The following is a 20226-nucleotide window of genomic DNA, read 5'->3' on the forward strand; positions in this document are numbered from 1 at the left end:
GATGTGGACGACGAGGAATGCGGCTGCGACCGCCAGGAGCCAACGCATTTCACTGCGCTGCGGAGACCGCACCGTCAATCCTGCCTCAGTTGTCCTATTCGCAACGATCATTCTCGTTCTCCGGCATCATGTTTGAGTTCGTTGGTGAGCAAGTGCTCGTAATGGCGCAGGACGCGACCTGCCTGATGCCGTCGCGAGGCGTGCAGCGCCGACATGATCAAGGCGAAGATACCTCGCGATTCCGGTTCGACGTGGCGGTTGGGAGCCTGAGAGGCCGCTCCGGACCAAACTGATATGATGCTCATGGTCGAATCCGATCGGTCAGAAGAGCCCGGCGCTGAGATCCAACCCGTGGGTCAGCGACAGCAGCCATACGAACAGGACGGCTCCGCAGCACAAAGTGAGCTGCTTCAGAACATGTGCCCGCAACGAAGACGCGGGAAATGCGCGAGCAAAAGCGCTCGCAATGGTGGCGGTTGCGAGGGCTCGCATGATGATCTCCGGAGCGTGGGCTAATGGCCGGCCCTGACCGACCGTCGCGCTTCGCGCGTGAACTCGGCGTACCGTTGCCGGCGCCGGCGGGCTTCCTCGATTTCGTAGAACGCCCAAACGAAACACGCGCCCAGGCAGGCTGAAATCAGCATGAGCAAAAACGCTTGCTCGCTCGCGGTTTGAGTCATGAAATGTCCAATGCAAATAAAAACCAAATCGAAGCAAAGGGTGCGCCAACGCGGCCTCACTCAAGGAATGTTGATTGCCGGCAGTGGGCCGGTGGCAAGAATTGAGACTTCGGTGGCTTGCTTCTGCTCGAACATGGCCAGCAACATCAGCGCGATCAGAAAGACGTAAGACGCGAGACGCCATCGCTTTGGTTCGGGCCGATGGTCGTCCGTCTCGAGGCAGCGCCCGCCAGTTGCCGTCCGCATCGTTGATCTCCTGATGTCGTGACGATGAGAAAATCAGTCATCACGCATCGCCGCATCATCGGAACCAATGAAACGCAGCCGTCGTCGACGAATTTTTTCGAGTCTGGAGATTTCGCCCGGGATGCGTAGCGCGGCGCAAGCCGGCGGCGCAGGCAAATGACGACGATTTAGGCGTATGTGAGGTGACGGATTAGCCGACAGCGCCTTGTGCGGGCAGAAGTGGCGGCGTGGCGCTTTGCAGCAGGCGAAGCAGATCCGTTTGCCTCGTCGTGTTCGTCTTGGCAAAGATGCGCTGCAGGTGAGAGCGCACCGTTGACTCGCCGATGCCGAGCATGTCGGCCGCCTCTTTCGCGCCGAGACCTTGCGCGAGCGTCATCAGCACGCGAAGCTCGCCGCCGGTGAGCTTGTAGAGCCTCGCAAAAGCCTCGCCCGGCATCATCGGCACCTCGGCGGGGTCCTTCATGAAGACGGCTACCGATGCGGCAAACGGGGCGAGAATTCCGCTGCGCTGACCGCGATCGACAGGAAGCAGGGTGGCGATGTAGCCGGCGCCGTCGACATCGGGGATCGCGAGCGAGTGTCCGCTCAAATCCGCATCGTCGCGGGACGCTTCGTCGATGGCCTTGGACAGCGCATCGCGAGCGGCGGCATCGGTCGGAAAGATCCGGTTGCCGAGAACACGAACGGCGTTGCCGGTCTTGATCTGCCGCTCGGCAGTCTCGTTCATGTAGACGACCCGGCCGTCGCGCGCCGTCAGGAAGACACCGACGGCAAGCATGTCGAATGTCCGCTCCAGCATCTCCGACCGCAACGTCCTGAGGTCGAGTGCGTCGGAGATGGTGAGGGCGCGGCAGACATGGGGGGACAGCATCTTGAACAGGTTGATGTCCAACTGCTGATAGCGATGCGTCTTTGCCGTCCGGGAGGCATGCATGGAGGCCATGCGCCCGCCGGTCCGCAGAGCTGGAAACCAGATGATGTCCTGCAATCCGTGAGGCTGGAGAATATCCCGGTAGAACCGGCTTTCGAGCAGCTCATCGAGATCGTTCATCGAGAGCGTGCTGACATGACCGATGTCGGCGACGATATCCGCGGCCGCCATCGGCGTCTTCGCATAGTTCTCGCCGAGCTTTTCCAGAAACGTCTTCTCGTAGCCGAATACGAACAGCTGGTCGTTCTGGACATGCTTCATGTCGTGAACGCAGATGCCGCCCGCCGTGCTCTCGCAGAGATCGGCGATCTTCCGGCAGGTGGCCGCCCAAAGCTGCGGATTGAGGGCGCAGTCGTAGATGGCGCCGATGGTGTCGGATAACGCTTGGGCGGAAACCCCCTCCAGACCGATCATGACGCCTCTTTCATTCTTCTTTGATTAATTTTTAGGCAAGCAACCGGCGTAATATACATAGCACATGATTTGATGGATTTACGAGCGCTACTTTGCGCTGCAATAAGGATGCGGTAGCGTTGAGTGCGCTGCTCGGGCCCGTCAGCGCTGTCCGTCGCGCACGGAGATCGCGGATGCCGCGAGGCCGCCGATGCGCGCGTGAGGGCGGCCGCCGGTCGCCATCACGAGCCCGAAGGCGATCTCGTCGCGCCGTGGTGAATCCCACAGCGTCATCTCCGCGGTGCCGAAATGGCTGCGGACATAAGCGGCGTGGATATGGCCGAGCGGGACCATCAGGCGCGTGCCCGGGCCTCCGATGGTCTTCGCCGCCGGGACGATCGCTTTGGGCTGACCGAGCACCTCGCGCATGCCGTGGCCGCCGGCCTCGTGCCAGACCGCGCCGTGCTCGAGCTCGCCGTCCTCGCCGATGATAATGCCCTTGCCATAGGCTTCGATCTGCGCGGCGCCGCCGAGCTGTGCGATCAGCCGCGTTGCGAGCTCCCGCCCGAGTTCGCGCAAGGATGCCTGAAGCGGCATCAGGTCAGGTTCGAAGCGGCCCGCAAAGGGATTGCGGATGATCGCGATGGCCGTTCCGACCAGCAGCGGCTTCTCCAGGCGGGGCCCGCGCTCGTGCCAGATGGTCTCGACGCTGAGCGCGGTCTTGCGGATGTCGTAGGAGATGTCTTGGGACGCGTCTTGGGACGACATACGCCGGCTCTATGCTTCGTCGACGACGGGATTGCGCAGCACGCCGATGTTCTCGATCTCGACCTCGACCACGTCGCCGGGCTTGAGGAAGACCGGCGGCTTGCGGGTGAAGCCGACGCCGGCCGGCGTGCCGGTGGCGATGACGTCGCCGGGGACGAGGTCGAAGATGGTCGAGCTGTACTCGATCAGCCGCGGAATCGAGAAGATCAGCATCGAGGTGTCGGAGGATTGCACCACCGCGCCGTTGACGCGCGTTTCGAGCTTCAATTTGGTGGGATCGCCGATCTCGTCCGGCGTCACCAGCCACGGTCCGAACGGGCCGGTGCCGACGAAGTTCTTGCCGGAGGCGATCTGCTGGGCGTGACGCTGCCAGTCACGCACGCTGACGTCGTTGTAGATCGAGTAGCCCGCCACGTGATCCCAGGCGTCGGCCTGGCTGATGTGACGGCCGCCCTTGCCGATGACCACGGCAAGCTCGCCCTCCCAATCGAAATTGTCGGAGACTTTCGGCCGGATCACCGGCGCGTCGTGCGCGACCTGGGAGCGCCAGACCCGGAGGAAAATCGGCGGAAATTCCGTGATCTCGCGCTTCATGCCGAACGCCACGGCTTCATTGTGGTGGTCGAGATAATTGCGCACGGCGCAGACGATCTTCTCCGGACGCGGGATCACCGGAAGATATTTGACGTCACTGAGCGCCATCGTGACCTTGTGCCCAGCGACGATGGCCTCGCGCCGCGCATAGTCGTCGCTGCCGAGGAAGTCCGCGAGCGTCGGATAGTGGGGCAGGGCGCGGCCGAGATCCACGACGCCCTTTTCGACAACGGCGCCCCAACTTTCCCGATTTCCGTCCAAGAACGACAGCAGCTTCATGGTTTCGCCCCAAAGGTTGGCATTTTCGATCTTTTGCATTATTTTCGAAAATCGGCCGAGGCGCAAGCCCACGGCGATAAAAAGCCGTTGCCGCCTATTCGGTGTCGAGCAGGTGCCCGGCGTATGTCGCGACGTTGTCGGCGGTCGAGCGGATATGCGTCTCGATCAGTTGCACCGCGAGGTCGGGATTGCGCGAGATGGCGGCCTGCATGATCGCCTGGTGCTCGCCGGCCTTGTCGCGCGGACGCGGCCGGAAATTGGCCGACAGATGCCGATAGCGCTCGGCGCGATCGAACAGCTCGGCGCGAATGGCGAGGAGTGTCGCGGAGCCGCAGGCGGATACCAGCGCCTGGTGGAATTGGCGATGGGCGATCTTCCATTCGGGATCGCGCAGCGGATGTTCGGGGTCGCGCTGCTCGATCCGCTTTAATCTATGCAGTGTCGAGATTACGGCGATTTCCCAATCGTCGTCGCCCCGCTCGATCGCGCGGCGGATCAATTCCACCTCGATCAGCACTCGCGCATCGGTGACCTCCACCAGATCCTGGCGGCTGACCGGCGCCACGCGAAACCCGCGCTGCTCCTGCGCGTCGACCAGGCCTTCGGCGGTAAGCGCCGTCAGCGCCTCGCGCAGCGTCGTGAAACTTACGCCGAATCGTTCGCGCAGGACGTCGAATCGCAGCGGCTCGCCCGGGGCCAGGCCGCAGGCAATGATCTCCTCGCGCAGCCGATGGGTGATGTCGGCGGCGATGGTCTTGCCGAATTCCTTGCGGGGGCGAATGGCGCTGTCGGACATGGTCTCTATCGTTGAATCGATGGCTCAACATGCCGCGCCAACGACCATCTTGCAATAATTTTCGTAATCAGTATTATTTTCGAAAATATGGCTTGGGAGGCGTGTGACATCATGAGAGCGGTGCTGGTGCGTCAGCCGGGTGGGCCGGACGCACTCGAAGTGGTCGAGCTTCCGGTGCCTGTACCCGGACCCGGCCAGGTGCAGATCCGCGCCGAAGCGTTCGGCGTCGGGCAGCCCGATGTGCTGATCCGGCGTGGCGTCTACAAATGGATGCCGCCGCTGCCGGCCAATCCCGGCAACGACGTCGCCGGCCGCATTGCCGCGCTCGGGTCCGGCGTCGAAGGGTTTGCGATCGGCCAGAAGGTGCTGCTGAGCGCGCGCGACCTGTCGCAGCGCGGCGGCTGCTACGCCGATTATGTGGTCGCGCCCGCGGACGCCATTCACGTGCTGCCCGACAATGTCGATCTGCAAGCGGCCGTGTGCCTGTCGAACTACCAGGTCGCCTACGCGCTGCTGCACGAGTGCCGCCATCCGCGCGCACCGGCGAGCGTGCTGGTGATCGGGGCGGCGGGTGGTGTCGGCACCGCGCTGGTACAGCTCGCCAAGCTCGCGCAGATGAACGTCATCGGCACGGTCTCCACCGACGAGAAGGCCACATTCGCGCGCGGCAACGGCGCCGATGAAATCATCTTCTACCGCCGCGAGGATGTCGTGTCGCGGACCCGCGAGCTGACCAATGGCGAGGGCGTTGGTCTCGTGCTCGATCACGTCTGTGGGCCCGAGTTCACCGGCTATCTCGGCGCGCTCGGCAAATGGGGGACGCTGCTGTCGTACAATGCCTTCGCCGGATTGCCGGAAGAAAACCTGATGGCGGCGATGCGAGACCATCTCGACATCTGCCCGGCGATACGCTGCTTCTCCTTCCACATCTACGACCACGATCGCGACGGGCGTCGCGCGCTCATGCGCAACGTGATCGACGCGCTGAGCCGCAATGCGATCAAGCCGGCTATCTCGGCGGTCCTGAAGCTCGACCAGGTCAGGCAGGCCCACACGCTGCTCGAGCAGGGCTCGGCGCTCGGCAAGATCATCATGACGCCATGAGGGGGTGGATTGGACGATGGCGACACAAGCACCCATTGCACGCTTCACCCGGCTCCGGCACGCGAGCTTTGCCTCGCCCGATCCCGAGCGGCTGCTCGACTACTACCGCGCCGTGATCGGTCTTGGCCTCGTCGGCCGCGACGGCAACCGCATCTTCCTTGCCAACGATTCCGAGCAGCTTTCGCTGGTGATCGAACCGGGCGACGCGGCGCTGACGAGCATCGCCTTCGAGATATCTCCTGATGTCCAGATCGAGGCGCTGGGCGCCGCGCTGAAGCAGGCCGATCTGCGGCCTGAACTTCAGAGCGATCCCCTGCCTGGCGTTTCCAGGCGGCTATCGTTCAGCGACCCCGAAGGCACGCGCTTCGAGCTGATCCAGGGCTGGACGCCGACACCCGCGCAGGAGCGCATCGGAGCGCTTGCCGTCAGCAAGCTCGGCCATGTCGCCCTTCGCACGCCCGATCCGCGCGCGGCCTCGGAGTTCTACGCGAACATGATGGGCCTACGGGTCTCCGACTGGATCGAGGACCGCTTCGTCTTCATGCGCAGCGGCTATGAACATCACACGCTGAACTTCGCGCGCGCGCCCGGCCGCGGCCTGCATCATGTCGCGTTCGAACTGCGAGGGCCGACGCACATGCAGCAGGCGTGCGATCATCTCGCCCGACATAAGCTCCCGGTGCTCTGGGGACCGGTACGTCACGGCCCCGGCCACAACACGGCTATCTATCACCGCAATCCCGACGGGCATCTCGTCGAGCTGTTCCACGACCTCGACCGCATGACCGACGAGGCGCTCGGTTATTTCGAGCCGCGTCCCTGGCATCGCGATCGACCGCAGCGGCCAAAAGTCTGGGTCGGTCTGCCGCGCGACGTCTGGGGCATGCCGCCATCGCCTGAATGCACGGAGTTCGCGCGTTAGCGGACTCAAACCCGACTTGAAGAACGCCGCCTCGCTGCGGCCAACGATAGAACAATCAAAAGGGAGGACGCATCCATGCGAAGGATGAAGCGGCTTGCTGCGGCGATTTTTCTGTTTGGCGGTTGTCTCGCAACCACCCCGGCGTCGGCGGACAATTATCCGTCGCGCCCGATCCGGCTGCTGCATGGATTTGCCGCCGGCGGCGCGGCCGACACGCTGTCGCGCATCATCGCCGACGGGCTCTCGAAAAAGCTCGGGCAGCCGATCATCGTCGAGGCCAAGCCCGGCGCCGGCGGCAACATCGCCGCGGATGCCATCGCGAAAGCGGCGCCGGACGGCTACACGATCGGGCTGGTCACCGGCGCTCACGCCATTTCCGCGGCGACCTACAAGAGCCTCGCCTACCAGCCGGCCGAGAGTTTCGAGATGATCTCGACGCTGGTCTATTACGCGCTTGTCATCGCCGTGCGTACCGACTACCCGGCAAAATCGCTGGGCGAACTCGTCGCCATGGCAAGGCAGAAGCCGGGTGCGCTCTCCTTCGGATCGGTCGGTTTCGGCAGCACGCATCATCTTGCAGGAGAGCTCTTGAACGCAGCCGCCGGCGTCGAGATCGTGCACGTGCCCTATCGCGGTGATTCTCAATCGATCACCGCGCTGCTCGGCGGAGAGGTTCCGGTGATCGTCGGCACGCCGGTCCTGCTCGCCTCGCAGATCCAGGCCGGTGCGATCCGCGGCCTGGCGGTGACCTCGCCGACGCGCACCGCATTGCTGCCTGACGTGCCGACAGTTCAGGAAGCCGGCATCAAGGGATATGACGTGCGCACCTGGGCCGGCCTGCTGGCCCCGAAGGGAACGCCGCCCGCCATCATGGCCGCACTCAATGCGGCGACGCTCGACGCTCTCAGGGATCCCGATCTCAAGCAACGCCTGGAGACCGCCGTCGGTGGCGAGGTTCGCGGCAGCTCGCCGGAGGAGATGAAGACGCTGATCGAGACCGAGATCAGCAAATGGACCAGCGTGGTGGAGCGGGCGAAGATCCCGAAGATCTGATCCAGGCAAGACAGGGGCCCCGTAAGCCTATCGCGCTTCGACCATCTCGCCATCCTCCTTCACGAACCGGCCGACGGGATTGTCCAGGAGATCGATGACGGCTTCCGAGGGACGACACAGGCGTGTGCCCCTGGGCGTCACCACGATCGGACGGTTGATCAGGATGGGCTGCGCGAGCATCTGGCCGATCAGCTCGTCGTCGGACCATTTGGGATCGTCGAGGCCGAGCTCCTTGTACGGCGTGCCTTTCTCCCGCAGCAACTCGCGAACGGAGATGCCCAGAGCCTTGACGAGCTCGACGAGCTTTTCGCGGGATGGTGGCGTCTTCAGATATTCGACGACGAGGGGTTCGACGCCGCTCTGCCGGATCATCGCCAGCGTGTTGCGCGAGGTGCCGCAGGCGGGGTTGTGATAGATCGTGACGCTCATGAGATAGTCTCCGCGATTGGGATGGGGCCGCGCGCCTGGGGCCGTCCGAGCAGCCAGTTCATCAACAGCATGGCGGCAAAGGCTCCGCAGAGCTCCGCGAGGATGAATCCAGGCAGGTCAATGGGACGTATGCCCGAGAAAGTGTTTGTCAGCGACCTCGCGATGGCCACTGCCGGATTGGCGAATGACGTGGAAGCCGTGAACCAATAGGCCGCCGTGATGTACAGGCCGACCAGCCAGGGTACGGCAGTCCGCTGAAACCGGATGCCGGCCAGGATCGTCGCGACCAGACCGAAAGCGGCGACGGCTTCGGCGAACCATTGCGGTCCTCCGGTTCGCACCTTCGCCGAGAAATCGAGCAGCGGCAGCCCGAACATCAGATGCGCCGCCATCGTTCCCGCAATGCCGCCGGCAACCTGCGCGGCGACGTAAAATGCGGCGTCGTTCACCGGCAGCTCGCGCTTGCCGGTGAAAACGAGGGTGACGGCCGGATTGAAGTGCGCGCCGGAGATCGGTCCGAGCACGGTGATCAGGACGACCAGAATGGCGCCGGTCGGCAACGTATTGCAGAGAAGCGCAAGCGCGACATCCTTGGTCAGCGTCTCCGCCATGATGCCGGAGCCGACCACCGTGGCAACGAGAATGCCCGTGCCGAGCGCCTCGGCCGCGAGGCGGCGCGGAAGATCGAATTGATCAGGCACGGCTCCGCTCCTTTCGCCTTGGCTTGCAGCAGGCTTGCAGGGTTTCGACGACCGGCGCGCAAACTTCCGGCCGCCCGCCGCAGCAATCCCGCAGCAGGAAAACCGCAACGTCGCGGAATTCGGCAAGGTTGGCGCGGTAGACGATCGAACGGCTGTGCCGCTCGGACGTGACGAGGCGTGCCCGCGTCAGGATCGACAAATGCGCCGAGAGCGTATTCTGGGGGACCTCCAACAGCCGTGCGAGATCGCCCGCAGCGAGACCATCAGGCTCGTGCCGGACCAGCGTCCGGAAGGCCTCAAGACGGGTCGACTGCGCCAGGGCGGCGAGGGCGAGGACGGCTTCTTCAGTTTCCATGTATCCAGATTTATGGAAGTATAGCGGCTCCGTCAATCCGAATCCGAAGCGCGTCACCGGCTCAGTATTTCGAATATTCTAGAAATATTGTTGACGGCACGGACCAGCGGGCGCATCGTGGCGGCCATGAAGATCGATGACGCAGCAGCACGCCTCGAAGCCCTGGGCAACCGGACCCGGCTTCAGATCTATCGGGCCCTGGTCCGGGCCGGGCACTCCGGCATGCCCGTCGGTCGCTTGCAGGACAAGCTGAAAATTCCGGCCTCGACGCTGTCGCATCACATCAAGACCCTGGTCTCTGTCGGGCTCGTCAGTCAGGTCCGGGAATCGACGACGCTGATCTGCCACGCAAACTTCGACGCGATGCGGGGTCTGGTCGATTTCCTGGCGGCCGAGTGCTGCGCAGACGAAGTCGGATGCAAGACGACGCAAACGGCGGCGTGATCTTTTTTGGCTTGTATTGTTCGATGATTCTAGAAGTACGGGAGAAGCCGAATGAACGCTAAGACGGTCGCCATCATCGGAGCAGGGCCGGTCGGCCTCGCAGCAGCTGCGCACGTCCTGGAGCGTGGCATGTCACCCATCGTTCTGGAGGCAGGATCCGAAGCGGGGCACGCGGTTCGCCAATGGCAGCAGGTCCAGCTCTTCTCGCCGTGGGAGTACAATATCGACAAGGCCGCCGCGCGCCTGCTCGCGCCGACGGGATGGAATTCGCCGGACCCTCAGTCCTATCCGACCGGCGGCGAACTGCTCGATCGATATTTGACGCCGCTTGCGACGCGAACACCACTGCGCGAGGCGATCCGGACATCCAGCCGCGTCTCGGCCATCAGCCGCGTCGGCTTCGACAAGGCGAAGACGAAGGGGCGTGAGCAGGCGCCGTTCGAGATCCGCTACCAGAACGGCAAAGGTCCTGAAGTGCTGCGCGCGGATGCCGTGATAGACACATCAGGCACATGGTTCTCGCCCAATCCCGCCGGAGGCAATGGTCTGCCCGCGATCGGCGAGCGTGAATGCGCCGGCCACATCGCCTATGGCATGCCCGATGTCCGTGGTGCCGGCCGCGCCAGATATGCCGGGAAGACCGTTGCGGTGCTCGGCGCCGGCCACTCCGCGGTGGGCACGCTGATCGATCTCGTGCAGCTCGCAGGCGAGGTGCCGGGGACGCAAGCGATCTGGCTTTTGCGCGGCGCCGATCCCGCCAAGGCTTTTGGCGGCGGCCGGAATGACAAGCTTGCCGCACGCGGAGAGCTCGGCGACGCCTTCGCCGCGCTCGTTGCCGCCGGGAAGATCAAGGTCGAAACCGAATTCGGCGTCACGCATCTGTCGGACTCCGAGGGCCGCCTCGAGATCGCGGCCAGCTCGGGCCGCGGTGGACGGAGCGTGATCGTGGACGAGCTGATCGTCTCGACGGGCTTTCGTCCCGACTTTTCGTTCCTGTCCGAATTGCGCCTTCGGCTCGATCCCGCCATCGAGGCGCCGGTCGCGCTGGCGCCGCTGATCGATCCCAACGAGCACAGCTGCGGCACGGTGCGCCCGCACGGCGCGCGCGAGCTCGCGCACGATGAGCCGGGCTTCTACATGGCGGGCATGAAGTCGTATGGCCGCGCGCCGACCTTTCTCATGATGACGGGATATGAGCAGGTGCGCTCGATTGCGGCCGATCTGGCCGGCGACAAGGAAGCCGCCGCGAGGGTGGAACTCGTGCTGCCGGAGACCGGCGTCTGCACGCGCGGCAGCGTCGAAGCCGCCGGGGTCGCATCAGGATGTTGCGGTGGGCCGGCGAAGCAGGAACCGACGGCCTGCTGCGCCGCCGACGAAGCGGCGAAGAAGGCCGGCGCTTCGGGGTGCGGTTGTTCATGAAGTTGGGTCTTGCAGGTGAAGCCGGAGACTTGTCCATTGTGGTTGGTGCGCGGTTTCGGCGCGGGGGCGGGAGGACAGCATTCGTAACTTGAGCGGCCGGTCTCTGATCGCGGTGATGTGCATCGGCCAGGTCGGCAATCTCCTGCCGCATGTGACGCTGTCCGCGAACCTGGCGCAGCATCTGATGCCGGCGTGGGGCCTTTCGGCGGCCGAAGGCGGCTTGATGGCGAGCGGTTACGCGTTCGGCTACATGCTCGCCGTGCCTGTGCTGACGACGTTGACCGACCGGATCGACGCGCGGCTCGTCCTGCTCTGGGGCTCGATCGTCAGCGGACTGGCGACCGTCGCGTTCGGACTCTTCGCGCAAGGGTTTTGGTCCGCGACCGCGATCTGGTCCCTGGCAGGGCTTGGATTTGCCGGCGCCTACATGCCGGGCCTGAAGGCGCTGACCGACCGGCTTCCCGCCGGCGACACCTCGCGCGTCGTCACGCTGTACACGTCGAGCTTCTCGGTCGGCGTCGGCCTGTCGTTCCTGATCGCGCAAGTGATCGCCGACCGCTGGGGATGGCGGACCGCTTTCCTCGTCACCGGCTTCGGTCCGATCGCGATGGTGATCGCGTGCCTTCTGATGCAGGCGCAGCGGCCCGCGCCGAAAGCGGGACGTCTCTTGAACTTCGCGCCCGTCTTCGCCAACCGCGAGGCGCTCGGATACATCTTCGGCTACGGCGCCCATTGCTTCGAGCTCTACGGCATCCGCACCTGGCTGGTTGGGTTCTGGACCTTCGTCGTCGCTCATCAGGGCGCGCCGTCGTGGTTGAGCCCCGTCGTGCTGAGCTTCAGCTTTGCGGTGATCTCGATGCCCGCCAGCATCCTCGGCAACGAGGCCGCCCTGAAATTTGGTCGCCATCGCGCGATCACGGTCGTGATGATCGCGTCGGCCTGCGTCGCACTGGTCATCGGGCTCAACGCGACAGCGCCGGCATGGGTGCTTGCGCTGCTGCTGCTCGTCTATGGCCTGGCCGTGCCGGCGGATTCGGGCGCATTGACCGCCGGCATGTCGGCCGCGGCTGTGTCCGAACATCGCGGCGCGACCCTGGCCCTGCATTCGACGGTCGGCTTCGGCCTGTCGGCGGTCGGCGCCTGGGGCACCGGCGCCGCACTCGACGCAGCCGGCGGCCCGCAGAGCGCGACCGGCTGGCTGCTGGCGTTCAGCGTCCTTGCGGCCGGAATTGCGCTGGGGCCGTTGGCGCTGCTGTGGGCGCGGAGGCCACCGCCCGCGAGCCGCAACGCGAGATGACGCCGCGCGCTCGCGGCGTTTTCACTGGCCCGAGCCAGCCCTCTGCATCTGCGAGAGCCGCAGCTTCACCGTTCGCGCGATCGCCGCCGGGGCCTCCTCGGGGATCGCGAAGCATGAGCTCGCGTTGATCTCGCACAGGACGTAGGTGTCGGCACCGGTCGCATCTTTCGGACCGTACAGGAAGTCCGCGTCCCAGATGACCGGGAGCGAGCCTTCGTCGATGTCCAGCGTCTTCATCATTCCCGGCGTCCACTCGTCCTCCATCAACCGACGCAGCCGCTGGAAGCGCGGGTCTGCGTTCGAGGTATAGAGTCGCGGTCCGGCCTCGGAACGGGCGGCCGGCGAGTCAACCAGGGCTTTGACTTTGTGATAGCCGAAGCCGGCACAGCGATCGCCCGCCATGTAGCAACGTACGACGCCTTCGCTCAAGCGCGGCTGGAATGGCTGATCGACCACGCTGCCGTTCTCGAAATATTCGGTGCAGCGACCGAGAAAACTCTCCAACGTCAGTTCCTCGGAGCCATCCTTGGTCGCGTCCAGCACCTTTATCATCGGGGAATTCGGCAGGCGCTCGACCTTCCACACGCCTTGGCCGCCGTTGCCGCGGTTGCGCTTGATCACGCGCGGACCGGTGGCGAGCCGTGTCGGCAACTCGGCGCGCATGGCCTCGGCGGTTTGATATAAAGCCGTGGCGCATCCCCACCCCATCGAGCGGGTACGATAGAGTACCTCCTTGGTGCCCATCTTGAGAATGACGTCCGGATGAGCGCTGACCCACACGCCCCGCGCCGCAACGTCGCGAAGCAGGGGATCAAGCTCGACGCGCGTCTTGCCCTGGTGGATCGGATCGACCCAGACGAGCACGCCGTCCACCGCGAGCAACTGCTCACGGACCTCTTCGGCGAAGCTTTCGTCGTAGATCGCCGGCCGGGCTTCGATGCCGACGGCGGCGAGGGCTTCGAAAATGCGGACGAAGCGGCTGTTTTGCGCCGTCGCATCCCGCCGCGCGGCAGCGTCGCCTCGCGAGAGGATGGCGACGGTGTGTTGGTGAGAAGGGTGTCGTTCGGTGTCCATGCGCAAGCTCCACGAATGGCGTGCTGCGCAGAGCTTGGACCGAGGCCTCACGGGGAGTCTGCTTTGTCCCCATGCAAAGGAGACTAACGAGGCTGTTCGCGAGTTTCAAGACGTGACTGGCACGGTTTCGCGGAGCGGTGAGCTCTTCGTGACGGTCGCCGGCAGATAGCGTGACCCTGTTCGATGATCTGACATATGGTGGGATCAAATAGCGTTTGGTCACCTGTGCCGGAGATTGTCATGAACGTTCGATGCCTGCCGGTCGCCACGGCCCTGCTGATTGCGTCCATCTGCCCAGTCCGGGCGGAGGAAGGTTTGGTCGCCTACAAATCGCTCGGTCCGGAACTGGCGCTCGATCTTGCGCGCGCTGCGTTGGCCAGCTGCCGTACCCGTGGATACCAGGTTGCAGTCGCTGTCGTCGATCGCTTCGGCGTCACGCAAGTGATGTTGCGCGACCGCTTCGCAGGCCCGCACACGCCCTCGACGGCAGCCGGCAAGGCGTGGACGGCCGCCTCGTTCAAGGCCAGCACGACCGAGCTGAATGCGATCAGTCAGCCCGGCATGATGCAGTCGGGCATTCGCAATCTTCCCGGAGCGATCGTCATCGCCGGAGGCCTCATCGTCGAAGCCGGCGGCTCCCTGGTCGGAGCGGTCGGCGTGTCCGGCGCGCCGGGCGGTGACGCGGACGAAGCGTGCGCGAAAGCCGGAATTGATGCCATACGCGACAAGCTGGACTTCTGAGAAGACGTCAGGATCGCAGTCAAAAAGTCCGGCCTTTTCGCGAGCTTGGCGGCCGTCTGATCCGCAAGGATAAGCAGACGTGCCGCCTTCGCACACCCAGGTGTGGCCGCTCATCGAGTGGATATGACGATCACCGATCGTCGCGCCAACCTGAGAAGTAACACCGTCGAGCTTCCCCGACGATTGTTCTCGATAAACCGATGTCCGCGAGAAGCCGGTCGTCCAGTTCGAGAAGCTCGTCGTATTGACGGCGCCGTGTGATGCCGTCCAGCAGCGCGAGCGTTAACCTCCAGAACCATCCAGGGTCTGGAGCAGGGCCGAAGGCTGCGCCGGATGTGCCGATTGAGCCAGTGGTGCTGTCGCAAGACATGTTTCACCTCCGTAATGGAGCGAAACAACGCTTGGCTCGAAAGCTGGTCGGGCGGTTGTGTTTGACCCGATGGCTTTTGCTATCATGCTCGTCCTTGCCGCACAAGCGATCCTGAGCATGTCCTGATCGCGACTTGAGACGTACTCGTGAACAACTTCACGCCCCCTAAGTGCTCGGTCCTCTGCGGGGGCACATCCGTTGCAAACTCATCACGATGATCGAAGCCGCGCAGTGTCTTTGGGCGACCAGTCCTGCAATGGTGAGAGGCGCGGTGATCCATTGCACTACGAAACCAAGTTGAGTGCGCTGTCGAATTCATACGAAACGGCCAGATCCGGCGCGACGCCCTCGGGACTACGCGCCCACATCGCAAGACGGCGACTCGATCTGACTTGACCTACGGGCCTTATTCGGACACCGCGAGAACGGTGAGGCCCCTCGTGCGCTTGTGGGGCGTCTCGAAATCGATCCGCTGCCCCGGCGATAGGCCGATCAACGCCGCTCCAACAGGCGTCAGGACCGAGATCCGATTGAGCTCGATGTTTGCCTCATGCGGATAGACCAGCACGATCTCTCGGCTCGCACCCGTCTCGTCGTCGCGATAGGTCACTTTCGATCCCATCCTGATCACGCCTCGCAAGTTGTTCTCGTCCGTCACCGTGGCACGTTCCATCTCCCGGGCCAGAAAATGGGCCACTCGCGGAAACAGATCCATGCTCGAATTGGCCAAGGAACTGAGGCGCCGCGATTCATCCTCAGTGATCTTGATCGGCGGCAACGCCGGCTGTTCTCGCCGGCTCTCAGCTTCGAAATTGCGCATTGATAGCTCCTATGCTGCAGTTGGTCCGGGGTCGTCGTCGCACGGGTTGCCTGACCGCCTCGGCCCCCTCCGGAAGAGTGGGACAACCTTTGAATCCGATGGGGTCAGGCTTTGGACCCTGACGACATTCAGACATCCGGCGACGAAGTACGGCATCTGATCGCCGACCTGCAGTCCGATCAAAGCTGTACCCAGCGGGGTCAACACCGAAATGCAGGCGGGATCCGACCAGCACTCCTCGGGCCAGACCAGTTGCACGGTGCGACGCGGAACGCCCCAATTCGTGCAATGGGTGACCCATGATCCGATCGTCACGAAAGGACGGACGACGTCCCCTTCGTCCGGGACGATATCGGCGCGGTTGATTTCGCCCATGAGGAATATCCCGTCCAAATCTCCTTTTTGGACGGCGAGGCGGGCGAGCTGTTCGAGCCGCGGATAGTCTGATGAGGTCAGTGCGATTTTTGGAAGAGGCAGCACGGCGCACTCCTTCTGCTTCAAGACGACCTCTCGAGTGGAGGTCACAAAAGCTGGAAAAGAGCCCGGACGGCGCGAACACCGTCCGGCTAACTGCCTGCTTGGAGGCGGCCGGCGTGAAGACCAAAACGCGCGGTGCGCGCATCAATGTCGATGACGTAAGCCATGATGCTCTGACTATAGTAGTTCATTTCCGCGGAAACATTGCGACGAAACCGCACAGCACCTCTGCACATGAAATATCGAGAGGGGACAAAGGAGCGTCGTCGGAGTGAGACGATAGTGCTTTTCCGATCACGGCAACCAGCGCTCCGCCAACAAAAACCCGCGCCGGATTGCTCCGCGCGGGTGAACGTATCGATGATGCCATTGTGCCAGTGTTTTGCCCGACGTGTCAAAGTCTGGCCGATGCTGCGTGAAGGATTCGCATGCCCGTCCGGTTTTCCACAACGCGAGGGGTAGTGGTGTTCGGCCGTTCCAGCCCACCAGCAATCGATAATTTGTCAACGCGAGCCGGGCCGTCTTCATAGGAGGAGATGGGCACGAAATCACGAGAGATCATCTGGAGCGGCCGGATCATGGGGGCGGAGATTTCCGCCAAGCACGCTCGCGAAGTTGCCACGAAAGCAGTTCGTGAAGCCGATCGGGCGGAAGCCGAAGCCTGGTCGGTGCGGATGGAAGGCTACGGTGGTCCCGCGCAGCCGTCCCCCACAATCGCGCAATGCCTCAATGGTGGCATGCGCTGGCTCGAAGTCGAGTGCAACAGGTGCAAGGCGCGAGCGAGCCTGCCGCTCGATATGATCCGCCGGCCGCGGGACACGCCGATCTGGAAGCTCGAAGCGTTTCTGAAGTGCCGGTCATGCCGAGAGGGACGTTCCGCGCCACCTGTCCACATGACCAAGCTGACCGCAACGCAAAGCATTACGCCCTACAAATGGGTGCATCCAACCGAGCAGCGCTAGGATCGATGAGCGCTCGCTGAACGTCGCCTGATGCTCGAGATGGTGCTCGCTGCCATGCTCAATTCCTGGGCTTTCGACCGGGAACAGCATCAGCTTCAGTTCAGAAGCTGTCGTTGTCTTGAGAGACCGCAATGACCGCTGGGGGCCAGAACCAGAATCCTCTAGTCCTTGCAACTGGACGCTTTAACATACCTGGATGGTTAGCAAGGCTACTGCGCTTTTAGTGGGGGCGTCACCGTGGAACAAAATCTCCGAGCACTGATTAGATTTCCGGCCAACCCATTGAACGAGTGGCAAAAGTGAACACAGGCAGGATGCTCGACACCGACACCAATCCCGCTTCGAAGCGTCCTGTGCTCGTCGTTGAGGACGATGTGCTGGTCCGCATCATGGTCGCAGATGAGCTGAGAGAGAACGGTCTCGCGGTGATCGAGTGCGGCGATGCAGACGAAGCGTTGGACGTTCTTCACTCTGGGACTCAGGTTTCGCTGGTTGTGACTGACATTCGGATGCCCGGGTCAATGGATGGCGCGGAACTCGCAACCCTGATCAAGCGCGATTTTCCCACTCTAAAAGTAATACTTACCTCATCGGAGGCGCCACCCCCCGGTGCCGAATTCGATCTTTTTGTTCCGAAACCGTGGGACCTTCCGAAAGTCGTGCAGCGGATCAGAGCGATCGCGGGTTGGTAAGGAACGAAGACCGCCACTCATCGGTTGTCCGGCATGCAAACGAACCAATCAGCCGCCCCCCGTACGATCGTGCTTGCGCAGCAAGACGTGCTGATGCGCATGGCGCTGGCCGACTTTCTCCGCGGCTGCGGTTACAAGGTGTTGGAGGCGCGCTCAGCAGACGAGGCAATCGCGTTGCTAGATGAAGGGACCATTCCGGTGGATCTCGTCCTCAGCAGCGTGGAGTTGGCCGGGGATGGGTTCGGCATCGCAAAATGGCTGAGAGATCATCGGCCCGCTCTTCAATTGCACCTCACCGCAAGTACCAAGCGAGCCGTCGAGGTCGCGGGGGCGCTTTGCGAGAGCGGTCCGCTTCCGGCTCCTTACAACGCCCAAATTCTCCATCGTCGAATACTTCGGCTCATGGGTGGGCGGCGGCAGCGACCTCATGACGGACACCAGACGGTGGCTAAAGCGTCGGAGAGATAAACCCAATTTGGTCCGCCCTGCAGGGATCGCCGAGCACCACGAGCGGCGTCGCTGAAACCGGCGGGCGATAGTCCCCGTGGGCAACAATAATTTGGCTGCTCATCCTCAGCGCGAAACTGGTGACGCAACAGCTGCGTTGCGCGCCGTCTTTCGCTCTGAAGCCAAGCTCTTCATCGCGGGCAGCTGCCGTCGCCCGGGGCTAGCGACAGATCAGGGCTCCGACGCAAAGAACGAGCATCGTCAGGCTAAGCGCAACGGTAACGAGCGCGCGCTCGGCTTTGCTGGTCAGCTCGTCCTCGCTCATGACAACTCTCCCTGCCGCAAGATCAACCTGCATGCCCCGACCTTGTTCCGCGCTAGCGGGACGCGATGCTTGGTGGCTCCGACCTGATCCAGTACATGCTGCGGGAAGAAATGCCGCCAACGTGAACCGTTCTCTGCCGCTTGTGTGCACGAGTGCGCCGACGGAAGCTGCCACCAATATCTACGTTCCGATGTCACCGCCCGATCAGTGGCTGTTATCGGTGATGAGAACGCCGCTTGCGCTCCCGCCTCCTCCGGAACGGATCGTGCAGTGAGCCAGCGGCGCAAGTTCGATGAATCGCACCAAGAGGGGCTTGCAGAAATGGCCGCTCGTCTTCGCTCAGCCGCGGAACTGCTCCCGCCAGGGCCAGTGAGAGATGCCGCCCTCAGACGCGCACGCTGGGCTGAAACAAGCTTGTCGTTAGATGATTGGCTCAACTCGCCAGGACTACAGCCACCGACCTGAAGGTGAAGTTGAGCTGCAGGCATTGAAGCCATCTTCGGTTTGAGGCTCCAGCATGAAAAACCCGCGCCGGATTGCTCCGCGCGGGTGAACTTTCGATGATGCCATTGTGCCAGTGTTTTGCCCGACGAGTCAAATCCGAACAGCGCGACGGGCAGGGATGTATCGGTCCGGCAAACGCCTATTTGGTGCAACCAAAATGGCTAGTGATTTCAATGCCAACGCTACTGTGCATGGGGTTGTTTTTCGACTTTTTGTTTTGGTGCGTCCCGAAGCGGCGCACCTCAGCGCCGGCCGCGCGGCGCTTCGGCCTTCGCCGGCGGCTCGGTCTGAGGGCCGCAACTCGCGGCCGCGAGCGAGCCTTGCGCCTGCGGCATCAGGCCGGGCTCGGGGGCGAGCGCCTTCATCACGATCAGGCCGGTCGTGCTGGGGGAATCGATGATAAGGCGGTCGGCGGCGGTGATCTCTTCGTCCTCGGGCAGCTCGTTGTGCTGCGGCTCGGTCATCAAATCGAGCTCGATCACCTTCTTGCCGGCCGAGCGGTCGTTGATCGCATAATAGGCGATCTCGTTGCGGGTGTAGAACGACACCGAGGTGTAGGCTTGGCTCACGGGCACCGTCAGCTTGATCGGTCCGTTCGACAGATCGTAGCGGCAGATCGCCAGTGCAAAGGCCGGGTCCATGAACGGCATCGGCGATGTGCTGGGATCGGCGAGCGGAAGCTGGGTGACGCCGTTGAGCTTGGTCATCGGCGTCAGCCGCGAATAGGCGTCCTGGGTCGCGATCCGCGGCAACGCCAGCACGCTGACGAGATGAACCACGAGGCCCAGCACCACGCCGGCAACGATGGTGAACAACAGCCGGATCATGAGCAGCCCGCCGTCGTGATCGTGGGCATCGGTGCGTCGCGCTGGGTGCGTGTGGCAACGCCGACCGGGGTGTCGTAGAGCCGCAGCATCAGCGCGTAGCGTTCGATGCCGCCGGTCGGCAGCCAGTTGCCGGCGCGCGAGCGCGAGGCGATGCGAATTTCGAACGAGCCGTCGGACTGCCGCACGATCTCCTGGCTCGTGAAGCCGTAGCGCTGCAGCGAATTAGGGACGAGATGACCCTTGCGGTCATAGAGCGTCAGCGTCCAGAACCGCGCCGGCGGCGTCACGCCGGAGACTACGACGTCGCAGCGGCCGTCGAGCACTTTCTTCTTGTCGTCGGCGGTCGCGGTGAAGGCGACGCCGTCGCCGGTGCCGATCGGCAGCTCGCCGTTGCGCACGATGGTGGCGCGCGAATAGGGATCGACGTCGGCGGTACCGGTGCGCGGACGCGCGGTCCAGGGGCCGATGGTCAGCGCGCCGATCTCGGTGCCGCGCGTTGTCGTCATCCAGGTCGCGCCGACGCCGACCACGGTTGCGAGCAGAAGGGCCGTCAATGTGATCAGGATCAGCCGCACT

At 63.5% G+C, this 20226-nt stretch carries 25 protein-coding genes; 10 read left to right on the forward strand and 15 right to left on the reverse strand.

Annotated elements, in window-relative coordinates; genetic code table 11:
- Window positions 1-107: 107 nt before the first annotated feature.
- The 6 genes from AC0L3C_RS29345 to AC0L3C_RS29370 form a co-directional block, all read right to left on the reverse strand.
- The gene (locus AC0L3C_RS29345) at window positions 108-305 is read right to left on the reverse strand and encodes a hypothetical protein (protein ID WP_473263128.1); all 198 of its coding nucleotides are present in this window, start codon (window positions 303-305) and stop codon (window positions 108-110) included.
- Window positions 306-740: 435 nt separating this feature from the next.
- A complete protein-coding gene (locus AC0L3C_RS29350) occupies window positions 741-926 on the reverse strand; it encodes a hypothetical protein (protein ID WP_473277731.1) in 186 nt (61 codons plus the stop codon).
- Between the two features lie 190 nt (window positions 927-1116).
- Window positions 1117-2271: a helix-turn-helix transcriptional regulator gene (locus AC0L3C_RS29355; protein ID WP_473277732.1), complete on the reverse strand. Its 1155-nt coding sequence runs from the start codon at window positions 2269-2271 to the stop codon at window positions 1117-1119.
- Between the two features lie 141 nt (window positions 2272-2412).
- The gene (locus AC0L3C_RS29360; protein WP_473409680.1) at window positions 2413-3018 is read right to left on the reverse strand and encodes an amino acid synthesis family protein; all 606 of its coding nucleotides are present in this window, start codon (window positions 3016-3018) and stop codon (window positions 2413-2415) included.
- A gap of 9 nt (window positions 3019-3027) precedes the next feature.
- Complete coding sequence (locus AC0L3C_RS29365; protein WP_473409707.1) at window positions 3028-3891, reverse strand: fumarylacetoacetate hydrolase family protein; 864 nt, start codon at window positions 3889-3891, stop codon at window positions 3028-3030.
- Between the two features lie 94 nt (window positions 3892-3985).
- Window positions 3986-4687, reverse strand: coding sequence for a GntR family transcriptional regulator (locus AC0L3C_RS29370; protein ID WP_473277733.1), 702 nt, complete (start codon window positions 4685-4687; stop codon window positions 3986-3988).
- A 111-nt stretch (window positions 4688-4798) separates the two neighbouring features.
- On the opposite strand from AC0L3C_RS29370, the gene AC0L3C_RS29375 reads away from it, so the two are divergent.
- The 3 genes from AC0L3C_RS29375 to AC0L3C_RS29385 all read left to right on the forward strand — a co-directional run bounded on the left by AC0L3C_RS29375 (window position 4799) and on the right by AC0L3C_RS29385 (window position 7766).
- Window positions 4799-5791 carry a zinc-dependent alcohol dehydrogenase family protein gene (locus tag AC0L3C_RS29375; RefSeq protein WP_473409681.1) on the forward strand — a complete coding sequence of 331 codons (993 nt, stop codon included), beginning with the start codon at window positions 4799-4801 and terminating at the stop codon, window positions 5789-5791.
- Between the two features lie 16 nt (window positions 5792-5807).
- Window positions 5808-6713 (forward strand): VOC family protein, encoded by a 906-nt coding sequence (locus AC0L3C_RS29380; RefSeq protein ID WP_473409682.1) that lies wholly within the window; start codon window positions 5808-5810, stop codon window positions 6711-6713.
- Between the two features lie 75 nt (window positions 6714-6788).
- On the forward strand, window positions 6789-7766 hold the full coding sequence (locus AC0L3C_RS29385; protein ID WP_473409683.1) for a tripartite tricarboxylate transporter substrate binding protein: 978 nt from the start codon (window positions 6789-6791) through the stop codon (window positions 7764-7766).
- Window positions 7767-7793: 27 nt separating this feature from the next.
- Here the strand turns inward: AC0L3C_RS29385 and arsC are convergent, their stop codons facing one another.
- From arsC to AC0L3C_RS29400, 3 genes are read right to left on the reverse strand one after another with little or no spacing between them, the layout of a single operon-like run.
- Complete coding sequence (arsC, locus tag AC0L3C_RS29390) at window positions 7794-8195, reverse strand: arsenate reductase (glutaredoxin) (RefSeq protein WP_473409684.1); 402 nt, start codon at window positions 8193-8195, stop codon at window positions 7794-7796.
- Window positions 8192-8896: an aquaporin gene (locus tag AC0L3C_RS29395; RefSeq protein WP_473409685.1), complete on the reverse strand. Its 705-nt coding sequence runs from the start codon at window positions 8894-8896 to the stop codon at window positions 8192-8194. Before AC0L3C_RS29395 ends, arsC begins: the two co-directional genes overlap by 4 nt.
- The gene (locus AC0L3C_RS29400) at window positions 8889-9251 is read right to left on the reverse strand and encodes an ArsR/SmtB family transcription factor (RefSeq protein ID WP_473409686.1); all 363 of its coding nucleotides are present in this window, start codon (window positions 9249-9251) and stop codon (window positions 8889-8891) included. Before AC0L3C_RS29400 ends, AC0L3C_RS29395 begins: the two co-directional genes overlap by 8 nt.
- Before the next feature lie 126 nt (window positions 9252-9377).
- Here AC0L3C_RS29400 and AC0L3C_RS29405 point away from each other — a divergent pair, with 126 nt between their 5' ends.
- The 3 genes from AC0L3C_RS29405 to AC0L3C_RS29415 all read left to right on the forward strand — a co-directional run bounded on the left by AC0L3C_RS29405 (window position 9378) and on the right by AC0L3C_RS29415 (window position 12411).
- A complete protein-coding gene (locus AC0L3C_RS29405; RefSeq protein WP_007593490.1) occupies window positions 9378-9695 on the forward strand; it encodes an ArsR/SmtB family transcription factor in 318 nt (105 codons plus the stop codon).
- Window positions 9696-9746: 51 nt separating this feature from the next.
- Window positions 9747-11114, forward strand: coding sequence for an NAD(P)-binding domain-containing protein (locus tag AC0L3C_RS29410; protein ID WP_473409687.1), 1368 nt, complete (start codon window positions 9747-9749; stop codon window positions 11112-11114).
- A gap of 115 nt (window positions 11115-11229) precedes the next feature.
- Entirely contained in the window at window positions 11230-12411 is a 1182-nt protein-coding gene (locus AC0L3C_RS29415; protein ID WP_473409708.1) for an MFS transporter, read from the forward strand.
- Between the two features lie 21 nt (window positions 12412-12432).
- Here AC0L3C_RS29415 and AC0L3C_RS29420 read toward each other — a convergent pair whose 3' ends face one another.
- Window positions 12433-13485 (reverse strand): Cj0069 family protein, encoded by a 1053-nt coding sequence (locus AC0L3C_RS29420; RefSeq protein WP_473409688.1) that lies wholly within the window; start codon window positions 13483-13485, stop codon window positions 12433-12435.
- Window positions 13486-13725: 240 nt separating this feature from the next.
- On the opposite strand from AC0L3C_RS29420, the gene AC0L3C_RS29425 reads away from it, so the two are divergent.
- A complete protein-coding gene (locus AC0L3C_RS29425) occupies window positions 13726-14226 on the forward strand; it encodes a GlcG/HbpS family heme-binding protein (RefSeq protein ID WP_473409689.1) in 501 nt (166 codons plus the stop codon).
- Window positions 14227-14356: 130 nt separating this feature from the next.
- Here the strand turns inward: AC0L3C_RS29425 and AC0L3C_RS29430 are convergent, their stop codons facing one another.
- The 3 genes from AC0L3C_RS29430 to AC0L3C_RS29440 form a co-directional block, all read right to left on the reverse strand.
- Complete coding sequence (locus AC0L3C_RS29430) at window positions 14357-14596, reverse strand: YjiS-like domain-containing protein (RefSeq protein ID WP_473409690.1); 240 nt, start codon at window positions 14594-14596, stop codon at window positions 14357-14359.
- Window positions 14597-15002: 406 nt separating this feature from the next.
- Complete coding sequence (rnk, locus tag AC0L3C_RS29435; protein WP_473409691.1) at window positions 15003-15416, reverse strand: nucleoside diphosphate kinase regulator; 414 nt, start codon at window positions 15414-15416, stop codon at window positions 15003-15005.
- A 9-nt stretch (window positions 15417-15425) separates the two neighbouring features.
- Window positions 15426-15917, reverse strand: a complete 492-nt coding sequence (locus AC0L3C_RS29440) for a GreA/GreB family elongation factor (protein ID WP_473263152.1) — start codon at window positions 15915-15917, stop codon at window positions 15426-15428.
- Window positions 15918-16429: 512 nt separating this feature from the next.
- Here AC0L3C_RS29440 and AC0L3C_RS29445 point away from each other — a divergent pair.
- From AC0L3C_RS29445 to AC0L3C_RS29455, 3 genes are all read left to right on the forward strand, one after another.
- Window positions 16430-16855, forward strand: a complete 426-nt coding sequence (locus tag AC0L3C_RS29445) for a hypothetical protein (RefSeq protein WP_473409692.1) — start codon at window positions 16430-16432, stop codon at window positions 16853-16855.
- A gap of 314 nt (window positions 16856-17169) precedes the next feature.
- Window positions 17170-17547: a response regulator gene (locus AC0L3C_RS29450; RefSeq protein ID WP_473263154.1), complete on the forward strand. Its 378-nt coding sequence runs from the start codon at window positions 17170-17172 to the stop codon at window positions 17545-17547.
- 33 nt (window positions 17548-17580) lie between these two features.
- Window positions 17581-18015 carry a response regulator gene (locus AC0L3C_RS29455; protein WP_473263155.1) on the forward strand — a complete coding sequence of 145 codons (435 nt, stop codon included), beginning with the start codon at window positions 17581-17583 and terminating at the stop codon, window positions 18013-18015.
- A 1050-nt stretch (window positions 18016-19065) separates the two neighbouring features.
- Here AC0L3C_RS29455 and AC0L3C_RS29460 read toward each other — a convergent pair.
- Both AC0L3C_RS29460 and AC0L3C_RS29465 read right to left on the reverse strand, forming a co-directional pair.
- On the reverse strand, window positions 19066-19650 hold the full coding sequence (locus AC0L3C_RS29460; RefSeq protein WP_473263156.1) for a DUF1254 domain-containing protein: 585 nt from the start codon (window positions 19648-19650) through the stop codon (window positions 19066-19068).
- The gene (locus tag AC0L3C_RS29465; RefSeq protein ID WP_007593444.1) at window positions 19647-20225 is read right to left on the reverse strand and encodes a DUF1214 domain-containing protein; all 579 of its coding nucleotides are present in this window, start codon (window positions 20223-20225) and stop codon (window positions 19647-19649) included. Before AC0L3C_RS29465 ends, AC0L3C_RS29460 begins: the two co-directional genes overlap by 4 nt.
- Window position 20226 lies beyond the last annotated feature (1 nt).

Source organism: Bradyrhizobium sp. WSM4872, assembly GCF_055811715.1.

Coding starts and splice junctions, on each gene's coding strand:
- AC0L3C_RS29345 (WP_473263128.1), bottom strand. CDS start 305: ATGAGCATCATATCAGTTTGGTCCGGAGCGGCCTCTCAGGCTCCCAAC.
- AC0L3C_RS29350 (WP_473277731.1), bottom strand. CDS start 926: ATGCGGACGGCAACTGGCGGGCGCTGCCTCGAGACGGACGACCATCGG.
- AC0L3C_RS29355 (WP_473277732.1), bottom strand. CDS start 2,271: ATGATCGGTCTGGAGGGGGTTTCCGCCCAAGCGTTATCCGACACCATC.
- AC0L3C_RS29360 (WP_473409680.1), bottom strand. CDS start 3,018: ATGTCGTCCCAAGACGCGTCCCAAGACATCTCCTACGACATCCGCAAG.
- AC0L3C_RS29365 (WP_473409707.1), bottom strand. CDS start 3,891: ATGAAGCTGCTGTCGTTCTTGGACGGAAATCGGGAAAGTTGGGGCGCC.
- AC0L3C_RS29370 (WP_473277733.1), bottom strand. CDS start 4,687: ATGTCCGACAGCGCCATTCGCCCCCGCAAGGAATTCGGCAAGACCATC.
- AC0L3C_RS29375 (WP_473409681.1), top strand. CDS start 4,799: ATGAGAGCGGTGCTGGTGCGTCAGCCGGGTGGGCCGGACGCACTCGAA.
- AC0L3C_RS29380 (WP_473409682.1), top strand. CDS start 5,808: ATGGCGACACAAGCACCCATTGCACGCTTCACCCGGCTCCGGCACGCG.
- AC0L3C_RS29385 (WP_473409683.1), top strand. CDS start 6,789: ATGCGAAGGATGAAGCGGCTTGCTGCGGCGATTTTTCTGTTTGGCGGT.
- arsC (WP_473409684.1), bottom strand. CDS start 8,195: ATGAGCGTCACGATCTATCACAACCCCGCCTGCGGCACCTCGCGCAAC.
- AC0L3C_RS29400 (WP_473409686.1), bottom strand. CDS start 9,251: ATGGAAACTGAAGAAGCCGTCCTCGCCCTCGCCGCCCTGGCGCAGTCG.
- AC0L3C_RS29405 (WP_007593490.1), top strand. CDS start 9,378: ATGAAGATCGATGACGCAGCAGCACGCCTCGAAGCCCTGGGCAACCGG.
- AC0L3C_RS29410 (WP_473409687.1), top strand. CDS start 9,747: ATGAACGCTAAGACGGTCGCCATCATCGGAGCAGGGCCGGTCGGCCTC.
- AC0L3C_RS29415 (WP_473409708.1), top strand. CDS start 11,230: ATGTGCATCGGCCAGGTCGGCAATCTCCTGCCGCATGTGACGCTGTCC.
- AC0L3C_RS29420 (WP_473409688.1), bottom strand. CDS start 13,485: ATGGACACCGAACGACACCCTTCTCACCAACACACCGTCGCCATCCTC.
- AC0L3C_RS29425 (WP_473409689.1), top strand. CDS start 13,726: ATGAACGTTCGATGCCTGCCGGTCGCCACGGCCCTGCTGATTGCGTCC.
- AC0L3C_RS29430 (WP_473409690.1), bottom strand. CDS start 14,596: ATGTCTTGCGACAGCACCACTGGCTCAATCGGCACATCCGGCGCAGCC.
- rnk (WP_473409691.1), bottom strand. CDS start 15,416: ATGCGCAATTTCGAAGCTGAGAGCCGGCGAGAACAGCCGGCGTTGCCG.
- AC0L3C_RS29445 (WP_473409692.1), top strand. CDS start 16,430: ATGGGCACGAAATCACGAGAGATCATCTGGAGCGGCCGGATCATGGGG.
- AC0L3C_RS29450 (WP_473263154.1), top strand. CDS start 17,170: ATGCTCGACACCGACACCAATCCCGCTTCGAAGCGTCCTGTGCTCGTC.
- AC0L3C_RS29455 (WP_473263155.1), top strand. CDS start 17,581: ATGCAAACGAACCAATCAGCCGCCCCCCGTACGATCGTGCTTGCGCAG.
- AC0L3C_RS29460 (WP_473263156.1), bottom strand. CDS start 19,650: ATGATCCGGCTGTTGTTCACCATCGTTGCCGGCGTGGTGCTGGGCCTC.